Source organism: Rhodococcus sp. PBTS 1 (assembly GCF_001620025.1).
Lineage (GTDB): Bacteria > Actinomycetota > Actinomycetes > Mycobacteriales > Mycobacteriaceae > Rhodococcoides > Rhodococcoides kroppenstedtii.
This window is the reverse complement of sequence record NZ_CP015219.1, coordinates 435,476-446,349: the sequence shown is the minus strand read 5'-3', so window position 1 is coordinate 446,349 and position 10,874 is coordinate 435,476. Positions and strand designations below refer to the sequence as shown.

The 10,874-nt window shown below is 70.8% G+C and carries 8 protein-coding genes; all 8 read right to left on the bottom strand.

What is annotated here, in order from left to right; all coding sequences use genetic code 11:
- Positions 1-605: 605 nt before the first annotated feature.
- Entirely contained in the window at positions 606-2,096 is a 1,491-nt protein-coding gene (locus A3Q40_RS02160) for an amidohydrolase (RefSeq protein ID WP_068099597.1), read from the bottom strand.
- Positions 2,097-2,134: 38 nt separating this feature from the next.
- Positions 2,135-2,860 (bottom strand): ethanolamine ammonia-lyase subunit EutC, encoded by a 726-nt coding sequence (gene eutC / locus A3Q40_RS02155; protein ID WP_068104909.1) that lies wholly within the window; start codon positions 2,858-2,860, stop codon positions 2,135-2,137.
- 34 nt (positions 2,861-2,894) lie between these two features.
- Positions 2,895-4,307, bottom strand: a complete 1,413-nt coding sequence (locus tag A3Q40_RS02150) for an ethanolamine ammonia-lyase subunit EutB (protein WP_068099596.1) — start codon at positions 4,305-4,307, stop codon at positions 2,895-2,897.
- Positions 4,304-5,722: an ethanolamine permease gene (gene eat, locus A3Q40_RS02145; RefSeq protein ID WP_068099595.1), complete on the bottom strand. Its 1,419-nt coding sequence runs from the start codon at positions 5,720-5,722 to the stop codon at positions 4,304-4,306. Before eat ends, A3Q40_RS02150 begins: the two co-directional genes overlap by 4 nt.
- 108 nt (positions 5,723-5,830) lie before the next feature.
- A complete protein-coding gene (locus A3Q40_RS02140; protein WP_068099594.1) occupies positions 5,831-6,682 on the bottom strand; it encodes a type IV toxin-antitoxin system AbiEi family antitoxin domain-containing protein in 852 nt (283 codons plus the stop codon).
- Positions 6,683-6,772: 90 nt separating this feature from the next.
- Positions 6,773-7,300 carry a DUF779 domain-containing protein gene (locus A3Q40_RS02135; protein WP_235606398.1) on the bottom strand — a complete coding sequence of 176 codons (528 nt, stop codon included), beginning with the start codon at positions 7,298-7,300 and terminating at the stop codon, positions 6,773-6,775.
- Positions 7,300-8,823: an acetaldehyde dehydrogenase ExaC gene (exaC, locus tag A3Q40_RS02130; RefSeq protein WP_068099593.1), complete on the bottom strand. Its 1,524-nt coding sequence runs from the start codon at positions 8,821-8,823 to the stop codon at positions 7,300-7,302. The genes A3Q40_RS02135 and exaC overlap by 1 nt, the downstream gene beginning before the upstream one ends.
- Before the next feature lie 110 nt (positions 8,824-8,933).
- Complete coding sequence (locus A3Q40_RS02125; protein ID WP_068099592.1) at positions 8,934-10,646, bottom strand: helix-turn-helix domain-containing protein; 1,713 nt, start codon at positions 10,644-10,646, stop codon at positions 8,934-8,936.
- Between the last annotated feature and the right edge of the window lie 228 nt (positions 10,647-10,874).

Sequence of the window (10,874 nt, the reverse complement as noted above, 5' to 3'; positions counted from 1 at the left end):
CCCACGCTGCGCCGCGGACAGCGGGAAGGCGCCGTCCGGGACACGGTCGGAGCCGGCTGCGTTCCCAGCGCTCAAGTCTTGCACCATCCTCAAAGATCATCGACGATCGCCGGTTCGACGCACCGTGTGAATCGGTACCCGAATTCCGACCCGGTCATGCGCACACCGAAGGGTGCACACGACGCGAACTGCAACATGGTCACATCGTTCCGTGGTCGAGTGCCGTTACCGCGAGCTTCGGCTTCTCGCGCCCGCGTGGCCGGTGGTCCTCCTCGTCTTCTTCGCCGTCTTCGCTGTCGACGAAATCTATCGCCCGTCCCGTCGCCCGATCCTGGACGACGCGCCGGTGGTGCAGGTCGCAAGCCCGTCACGAACACGGCCGGACGCCTCTCCGGCGCCCGACCGACGTCCTCCGAGACCTTCCGAGGCGCCGACCGAGCCTACTCGAGCGCACCCGGGAGCAGCGAATCGTGACATCGCACGACGGCGAAGCCCCCGGAGGCGCGTCGTGCCCGTGAGAGCCCACGAACCCCACCGCTGACCCTACCGCTCGGTAGCGACAACGACGTTCCATTAGTGGACCTCATGATCGTCATTCGTTCGCCCTACGCCGACAGATGGGTGAGACGCCCCCCGGAGATCGTCGCGAGCACCGGAACCGACCGCAGATCCGTATTCGAGAGCAGGTGCGGCCACTGCGCGAGCACCGTCAGATCGGCGGCCGATCCCACCGTCACGGCGTCGCGCCCACCGCACGCCGACCGCAGCGCCGCCGACAGCGGGAGCGCCTCGTCCGGCTCCCACGGCGGGCGGTCGTCGTCGGTCCGGTGCACGGCGTCGGCCACCGCGGCGCGCGGGTCGGGAGGCGAGACCGGGGCGTCGGAGCCGAACTGCAGCGTGACCCCCAGACGGTGCAGCGACCGATAGGGATAGGCCCGCGAGGCGCGATCCGCCCACAGGATGTCGACGACGTCACGATCGCTCATCGCGTGCTGCGGTTGGACCGACGCGACGACGCCGAGGTCGGCGAACCGGGCGAGGTCCGCCGGGCGCACCTGCTGGGCGTGCTCGATCCGGGCGCCGACGGTCGGCAGCTCGCCGGTGCGCATTCGCGCCCGCACCGACGCGACGGCGTCGAGCACGACGGTGTTGGCCCGGTCGCCGATCGCGTGGACCGCGGACGCGATGGAACCCGACGCGGCCGTGGTCATCAGACGGACCAACTCGGGCTCGTCGACCAGGAGCAGCCCGTGCGATTCGCTGCCCCCGCCGTCGTCGTCGGGATACGGATCGTGACAGCACGCCGTCCGCGTGTTCAGCGAGCCGTCGGCCATGATCTTCAGTGGGCCCATGCGGACCGTGCCGGCCGTGTCCGGCACCGGCTCACCGGTGCGACGCTCCGCCGCGACGCACTGCTCCAGCCAGGTCGGCCACGTCGACGCGGTCACCCGCACCCCGGGCAGTCGGCGCGCCGCCCGCCGCGACCAGGCCGACCAGTTGTCGTCGTACTCGAAGTCGAGGATCTCGGTGATGCCGCGTCGGGCCAACTCGTCCGCGCCGTCGAGAACGTGGCGGTCCAGCTCGGCGTCGTCGACCCGTGCGTCGAGCGCACCCATCATGGCGATGGCGTCGTGATCGCGGAACACACCCGTCGGGTGCACGACGCCCAGCGCGTCCATCAGCGCCGGCGACAGCCACACCGAGTGCAGATCCATGCTCGTCACGGCGACGTGCGCGCCCGGCAGCGCCGCCTCGAGCATGTCCTTGTGCGGCGGCGTCGACCACAGCGCTGCGCGGTATCCCTGCGCCCGCACGACGGACCGCTCCCCCGACGCCACGAGGATGTCGACGACGTCGGCCGCGCTGGTCGCATGTCCGACGTCGATCCGGCGACGCGCCATCGACCACTGCGCCATGTGCACGTGCGCGTCGACGAACCCCGGCAGCAGCACCCCACCGGCGCCGTCGACGGCGTCGTCGCCCGCGGTGCTCAGCCGCTCACCGGGAGCGGAGATCTCGGTGACGCGGTCGCCTTCGACACGGACGTCGGACAACCCCTCCTGCGCGGGATCGACCCGCACCCGTTGCAGCAGCACGGGTGGAGACTCTAGGCGCCGGGCGTCGGCCTTGATGCTCAGGTCAGTTCGCGGGACGAGTCCTTGAGGTCGACCCCCGACCGGCCCAGTTGCCGCGCGCCCGCGACCAGCGACGCCGCCACGCGCGCCGCGTGGTCGTAGGTCATCCCGCCGGGTGGGTGGATGTTGGAGATGCAGTTGCGTTCGGCGTCGCTGCGTCCCGGCCGCGGCTCGTGGGTCAGGTAGATCCCGAGGCTGTCGGCGACGGACAGTCCGGGTCGCTCCCCGATGATCACCAGCACGGTGGCGACGCCGAGCGCCTCGCCCACGTGGTCGCCGAGCGCCACTCGCGCCTGCGTGGCGACGACGGGCGGTGCGATCGTGAACGTCCCCAGCGCGTCGGCGAGGGCACGGGTGAGCCCGACGCCGTGCTCGGCGAGCGCGCGCGGGGACAGCCCGTCGCACAGGACGATGCCGAGGTCCGCCTCGGTGCGCGGCACCGCCGACAGATCGGCCGGCAGGCGGCCGAGGTCGGGACGTCGCAGGTACTCCCCCCGCGATTCGGCGCGACTGGACACGACGACGGGGTCACCGAGGCCGAGGTCGGCAAGGTCCGCGACGACGGTGTCGACGTCGAGCGGCATGTGGACGGCGTCGCGGGCCGCCGCGTGGGCGGCCTGGAACTCCAGCACCCGTGACGTCGGCAGCGCGTCGCCCGCCCGACCCAGCCCGATGCGCGCCTGCGTCGTCAGCCGGAGGTCGGACCAGAAGTCCGGGGCGGTCATGCCGGAGCCGCCAGAGCCCGGAGCGGCGAGGCGGTCACGCCGGAGCCGCCAATGCACGCAGCGGCGAGGTCGAGGCGTCGACGGGGAGCACCCGGCCGGCGTCGTCGGTCATGCCGAGGCGGTGCATCCACGCCTCGAACTCCGGCGCCGGTTTGAGGCCCAGCACCTGCCGGACGTAGAGCGCGTCGTGGAAGGACAGGCTCTGGTAGCCGAGCATGACGTCGTCGGCACCCGGCACCGCGATGACGAACGCCGCCCCGGCCGCGCCGAGAAGCGTCAGCAGCGTGTCCATGTCGTCCTGATCGGCCTCGGCGTGGTTGGTGTAGCAGACGTCGACGCCCATCGGCAGGCCGAGCAGCTTGCCGCAGAAGTGATCCTCGAGGCCGGCCCGGACGATCTGCTTGCCGTCGTAGAGGTACTCGGGGCCGATGAACCCCACCACGGTGTTGACCAGGAGCGGGTCGAGGGCGCGGGCCAGCCCGTAGGCGCGGGTCTCGAGCGTCTGCTGATCCACCGGTTTTCCGCCGGTCCCGAGGTGCGCACCGGCCGACAGCGCCGACCCCTGACCCGTCTCGAGGTACATCACGTTGTCGCCGACGGTGCCGCGGTGCAACGACTTTCCCGCCTCGTTCGCCTCCAGCAGCATGGGGACGGTGACGCCGAAACTGCGGTTGGCGCCCTCGGTCCCCGCGATGGACTGGAACACCAGATCCACCGGCACGCCCTTCTCGATCAGGCCGACCGTCGTCGTCACGTGGGAGAGGACGCAGGACTGCACGGGAATCTCGAATCGCTGCCGGATCTCGTCCAGCAGGTACAGCAGATCGGCTGTGGCGGAGGGGGAATCGGTGGCGGGATTGACGCCGATGACCGCATCGCCGGACCCCATCAGCAGGCCGTCGAGCGTGGCCGCGGCGATGCCGTGCGGGTCGTCGGTCGGGTGGTTCGGCTGCAGGCGCGTCGCCATCGTGCCGGGCAGACCGATGGTGGTGCGGAACGCCGACGTCACCACCGCGGCCTTGGCCACCGCGATCAAATCCTGGTTCCGCATGATCTTGCTCGTCGCCGCGACCATCTCCGGTGTCAGCCCGGGGGCGAGGGCGCGCAGGGTGTCGGCGCTGCCGGATTCCGCTGCGACGGTGAGCAAGTGGTCGCGCAGACCGCCGACGGTGAGGTGCGAGACGGCGTCGAACGCGTCGGCGTCGTGCGCGTCGCAGATGAGCCGGGTGACCTCGTCGTCCTCGTACGGCACCACCTGTTCGTCGAGAAAGGTCTGCAGCGGGAGATCCGCGAGAACCCATGCCGCGGCGGCACGTTCGGCGTCGGACTCGGCCGCGCAGCCGGCCAGCCGATCCCCGGATCGCGGCGGCGTCGCCTTCGCCATCACCTCGACCAGTCCGTCGAAGGTGAAGGTGCTGCCGGCCAAGGACTGTCGGTACACGGTCATTCCAGGTCACGCTCCGCGTCGGCCAGCGCGGCGAACTCCTCGTCGGGCGAGGACGCCACCAGGCGATGGCGGCTGTACAGACCGAAGTACGCCAGGAACGCGGCGAACACGGCCAGGCACCACAGCGCCGCCTGACTGTCCACCAGGAAGGTGGCCACCACGGCGAGGGCGGCGACGACCAGCGCAAAGCCCGTGGTCACCGTGCCGCCGGGAGTTCGGTAGGGGCGCGGCATGTCGGGCTCGCGGCGGCGGAGCACGATGTGGCTCACCATCATCAGAACGTAGCTCAGGGCGGCGCCGAAGACGGCCATGTTCAACAACATCGAGCCCTTGCCGGTGAAGGTCAGGGCGAAGCCGATGACACCCGGCACGATCAGCGCCAGCGTCGGCGCCTTGCGCGAGTTCACCACCGACATCGACTTCGGGAGGTAGCCCGCGCGGCTCAGGGCGAACAGCTGCCGCGAGTAGGCGTACATGATGGAGAAGAAGCTGGCGACCAGGCCGGCGAGGCCGATGTAATTGACGACGGTCGCGGCACCGCTGTCGCCGAGGGCCTCCACCAGCGGGTTGCCCGAGGACTGCATGGCCTCCGCGCCGCCGGCTCCGGTGACCAGGATCAGCATCGCGGCCGCCGTCACCAGCAGCACCGCCATGGCGGCGATGATGCCGCGGGGCACGTTGCGCGCCGGATCCTTGGCCTCCTCGGCCGCGAGCGGAACGCCTTCGATGGCGAGAAAGAACCAGATCGCGAACGGCACCGCCGCCCAGATGCCCAGGTAGCCCATCGGCAGGAGGCTCGAGGCGCCCGCGGCGTCGGTCGGTTCGATGTCGGTGAGGTTGGCGACGTCGAACATCGGTACGGCCGCGATCGCGAAGATCACCAGGCCCACCAGCGCGATCGCCGTGATGACGAACATGACCTTGAGCGCCTCGCCGACACCGGCCAGATGCACGCCGATGAAGATCGCGTACACCGCCAGGTACACCCACCACCCGTCGGTGATACCGAACAGGCCGAGCGACTCGACGTACGCACCGATGAACGTCGCGATGGCCGCCGGCGCGATCGCGTACTCGATGAGAATGGCCGTTCCGGTGGCGAATCCGCCCCACGGCCCGAGTGCGCGCCGCGCGAACGTGTAGCCGCCGCCCGCCGCGGGAAGTGCGGACGACATCTCCGCCATGCCCAGCACCATCGCCAGGTACATGCCGGCGATCAGGACCGCCGCGATGGCGAGGCCGCCGAAGCCGCCCTGCTCGAGCCCGAAGTTCCAGCCCGAGTAGTCACCCGACACCACGTAGCTCACGCCGAGACCGGCGAGCAGCACCCACCCCGCCGTGCCCGACCTCAGCGTGCGTTTGGCGAGGTAGTCGTCGGTGGGCTGGGTGCCGGACTGTGGTTCCTTGACGGCCATGGTGAGCCTTTCTCGCGGGGGGTGGTGGAACCGTAGGTGGGGTGTGTTGCGGGGGTGTTGCCGCGATGTAGCGCGTGATCGTGTGCAGAAATCCGTGCCAGGTCCGGGTTACTGCACACGATGGACGAAGGCGCGAATCTCGGCGGCAACGGCGTCCGGACGCTCGGTCAGGTCCTGCCACGTGTAGCGGAGCACGGTCCACGACGCGCTCAGGACGTTCTGACGGATCCGGTCGTGGTGGAACGCCCTGGTGTCGGAATGGAAGGCCCAACCGTCGATCTCGATTGCCACCCGCTGGGCAGGGAACGCGATGTCGATGATGTACGGCCCGAACGGGTGGTTGATCACCCAGCCCGTGAGACGGGCGGCACGAAGCACCCGCACGGCCAGTCGTTCTGCTTCCGACCGGGCACCGCCCTCCGCGGCACGCAGCAGTGTCTCGGCCGCCGGGCTGCCCCGTCTGCCGCGGTTACGATCCTGCGCCCGACGCAGAGCGATCACCGTGGCGTTGCGTTGGAGTTGGCGATCCATGACCTCCTGCCCGAGCACAGCCGAGGCCTCCAGAACGGTCAGGGCCAGGCCCGTCACCCGCAGGCGGCGAACCTCGACGATGTCGGCGGCGTCCAGCGTGCGACGTCGCAGGACGACACCGGGGACAGCTCGTCCGGACGAGGTGAGCGGCACCGTGACCTCCACTCGGGGCGGAAGGTGAGTGGTGATGCCCAACCAGAACGCGGCGGAGGTCCCGGTGAGCACGCCGTGGGAGGTCGACCACACCGCACACCGCGCGCGGGCCGCATCGGTGAAGGGACGGTCGCGCGCGACGTACACCCCGCGGCTGACCCGGCGCCACCGGCCGGATCGCACCCGCCACTCGATGGCGTCGGCGCTCAGGCCGGCGGCGCGAGCGTGCGTGGAAGTGACGACACCGTCCTGCGACGACAACAGTCGGTCGATCATGCGGGGTTGGACGCGCCGCCGTCGGCAGCCGTTCCGACCCCGCATCGTGTGCAGTAATCCGTGCTGTACACGGATTACTGCACACGGATCTCAACCCTGCAGCGTCATACCCGGCACCGGGCAGGCGTCGACGGCCTCGGCGACGACGACGGACTCGCTCGGCACGTCGGGCCGCTCGCCGTCCTCCCACTGCGCCCCGGTGAGCGGGGGCTGGGAGGCGAGCGTCGACAGCTCCTCCTCGGTGAAGGCCCGGCCACGACTGAGGAACCGGAGCCCCTCGGGCGTCTCGAGGGAGAACCCGCTCCCCCGACCGGGCACGACGTCGAGCACCATCTGCGTGTGCTTCCAGGCCTCGAACTGCGACCCGGAGATCCACACCGGCACGGCGTCGGCGTCGGCCGGCAGATCGGCGGGCACGGTGTCCACGTCCGCACGCAGATCGAGCAGTCCGAGCAGCACGTCCCGATCCCCGACGATGAATTCGCCTGCGGGGTAACACATCGGGGACGAGCCGTCGCAGCACCCGCCGCTCTGATGCATCATCAGCGCGCCGTGGAGACCGCCGAGGCGACGGAGCAACTCCATCGCCCCGGCGGTGGCCTTCAAGCGGGGCAGCATCAGAAGAAGCCCTGGGCCTTCGGGGCGTAGCTCACCAGCAGGTTCTTGGTCTGCTGGTAGTGGTCGAGCATCATGCGGTGGTTCTCGCGGCCGATGCCGGACTGCTTGTAGCCGCCGAACGCCGCGTGGGCCGGGTACTGGTGGTAGGTGTTGGTCCAGACGCGACCGGCCTGGATGTCGCGGCCCGCGCGGTAGGCGACGCTGCCGTCGCGGGACCAGACGCCGGCACCAAGGCCGTAGAGGGTGTCGTTGGCGATCTCGATGGCGTTGGCGTAGTCGGAGAACGACGTCACCGACACGACGGGTCCGAAGATCTCCTCCTGGAAGATACGCATGTTGTTCTTGCCGGTGAAGATCGTCGGCTGCACGTAGTAGCCGCCGTTGAGGTCGCCGCCGAGCTCGGCCCGCTCACCGCCGGTGACGATCTGCGCGCCCTCGCCCTTGCCGATCTCGATGTAGGACAGGATCTTCTCGAGCTGGTCGTTCGACGCCTGCGCACCGATCATCGTCTCGGTGTCCAGCGGGTCGCCCTGGCGGACGGCCTTGGTGCGGATCGCGGCGAGTGCGAGGAAGTCGTCGTAGATGTCCTGCTGGATGAGCGACCGCGACGGGCAGGTGCAGACCTCACCCTGGTTGAGGGCGAACATCGTGAAGCCCTCGAGGGCCTTGTCCTGGTAGTCGTCGTTCTGGCTGAGCACGTCGGAGAAGAAGATGTTGGGGCTCTTGCCGCCGAGCTCGAGCGTCACGGGAATCAGGTTCTGCGACGCGTACTGCATGATCAGGCGGCCCGTGGTGGTCTCGCCGGTGAACGCGATCTTCTTGATGCGGGGGCTCGAGGCGAGCGGCTTGCCGGCCTCGGTGCCGAACCCGTTGACGATGTTGACGACGCCGGGCGGCAGCAGGTCACCGATGATCGAGATCAGGTGCATGATCGAGGCCGGGGTCTGCTCGGCGGGCTTGAGCACCACGGCGTTGCCGGCGGCGAGAGCGGGCGCGAGCTTCCACACGGCCATGAGGATCGGGAAGTTCCACGGAATGATCTGGCCGACGACGCCCAGCGGCTCGTGGAAGTGGTAGGCCACGGTCTCGCTGTCGATCTCCGACAGCGACCCCTCCTGCGCCCGGATGCACCCGGCGAAGTAGCGGAAGTGGTCGATGGCGAGCGGGATGTCGGCGTTGAGGGTCTCGCGGATCGGCTTGCCGTTGTCCCAGGACTCGGCGAGGGCGATCGACTCGAGGTTCTCGGCGATGCGGTCGGCGATCTTGTTGAGGATGACGGCGCGCTCGGCGGCGGAGGTCTTGCCCCAGGCGGGGGCGGCCTTGTGGGCGGCGTCGAGGGCGAGCTCGATGTCCTCGGAGGTCGAGCGGGCCACCTCGCAGAAGTTCTGGCCGGTGACCGGGGTGGGGTTCTCGAAGTACTGGCCCTTCACGGGAGTGACCCACTCGTTGCCGATCCAGTTGTCGTACCGGCTCTGGAAGGACATCGCGCTGTCGGGCGAACCCGGGCGGGTGTAGACGGTCATCGAAGAGCTCCTTTGTCGCTCGTGATCCGCCCCCGTGTTTGCCGGGGGCTGTGACCGGGAACACTACGAAGCCCACCGTTGCAACGTCGTTGCACGCGTCGTCTGCGTGCCTACCCCGCCTCGCCGTCGCGGTACTGCAGCGCCACCTCCACCCGCGACGCGCAGTCCCACTTGCGCATGATGTTGCGTAGGTGGCTGACCACCGTCCAGCGGGAGATGCCGAGGCGCGCCCCGATCTCGGTGTTGCCGAGGCCCGTCGCCACCAGCTCGGCGACCTGCTGTTCCCGGTCGGTCAGACGCTCCGGCCCCGGCCCGGTCACACCGGAGACCCCGCCCGCGACCTGTCCGTAGAGCGAGCGCAGCATCGCCGCCGCGGAGACCGGCGCCGGCGCGGCGGTGGCTCCGCGCATCCCGACCCCGACGTCGGCGACGACGTCCGCGAGCACCCGACGACGGTCGACGTCGACCCCGTCCATCACCGCGGCGAGATCGAGGACGTCCGCGACGCGGGCGACGCCCTCGGCTCCCGGTTCGCCGTGCAGCGGGCGGACGCACGACGCCAGGACGTGGACGAAGGCGTGATCGCCGTGCGACGCCGCGAGGGGGTACGCCGCGGCCACCCGACGACGTCCTACCGCCGACTCCCCGATGCGGGCGTGGAGCGCGGCTTCCGTGACGTGGAGGCGGGCGAGCGTGAGCGGGTCGCCGGCGACGGCGGCGTGTACCCCGGCGACGGTCAGCACGTCCTGGGCATCGGCCGTGCGCCCGTCGCCGAACAGCCGGGCGGCCAGGTCGAGGGTGACCTGCGCTGCGGCGGCGGGCGATCCGCCCCCGGCCACGAAGCGGTCGACCGCGGTCAGGACGGCGCGATCGTCGACGTGGACCGCCCACACGGCGGCGAGGAGGTCGGCCCGCCAGGACACGGCGCGCTCGTCGGGCGCGACGATGGCGGCGAGCAGGTGACGGCAGACAGTGGTGTCCCCCGACGCGAGGTGCAGGTCCGCCGAGACCGCGCGCAGGCGGGTGCGGACGTCGTCGGGTGCGTCCTGCGCGCTGCCGAGCATGCCCTGGACCCGGCGGTGCAGTTCGCGGTGCAACCCCACGGCGGCCAACGCCGGAGCCGCCGCGTCGACGAGCGCCACGACGTCGGACCAACGGCCGACGGCGGCGAGCCGGTCGACCGCGACGAGCATCGCCCGCCGTAGTACGACCACGCGGGGCACGGAGCGCGCGGTGTCGGCGGCCGCGGCGCGGATGTCGTCGACGGTCCGCAGGTCGAGGGCCAGGGTCGCGGCCGGCATCGAGTCCGCGTGCCCGGCGAGGAGTCGGCCCCGCGATTCGCGCACCGCGTCCCCGATCCCACTCAGCCGCAACGCCACTCGCGACCCGGATGTCGCACCCCCCGCCGACGGATGCACCACCCGCACCACGCCCGACGACGCCAACTCGGCGATCCCGGCGTCGACGTCGGTGTCGGGGAGGACGGCGCGGAGGGTGGCGACGGCCGTCGCACCGGCGGCCAGGTGCAGGGACCAGAGCACGTCGCGCGCCGCGTCGCCGCGGACATCGCCGACCTCCGCGAGCGCCCCGGAGAGCCGCTCGGCGAAGCCGGCCCACCCCGTGCCGTTCTGCAGCGCGTCGACCACGGCGGCGGGACCGAGATCGAGCAGCGCCGCGGCACAGAGGGGGGGATCGTCGACGTCGATCTCGCAGCCCGCGAGCGCCTCGAGGGTGATCCCGTCGACGGCGTCGCCGTCCACGCCCCGGTCGATCAGGGCGGCACGCAGCGCGGTCGCGGGATCCGGTCGCCGAGCGACGGTCACGGTCGTTCTCCCTCTGCGCGTCTCGGCACGCGCTCAGCCTATCCGGGCGGCCTCCCACGGGTGTGGGTGTCACTGCTGGGGATTCGGTGCGGAACCGGACGACGATGCGTCGGACATCACACGATCGTGCGATGTCGGGCCCCGCACGGCTGTGCGGGTCATGAGGTTTGACACCCGCACAGCGCTGCGTTTCGCGGCCCGTGAGATCCGCCTAGCGTTCCTCTCGTC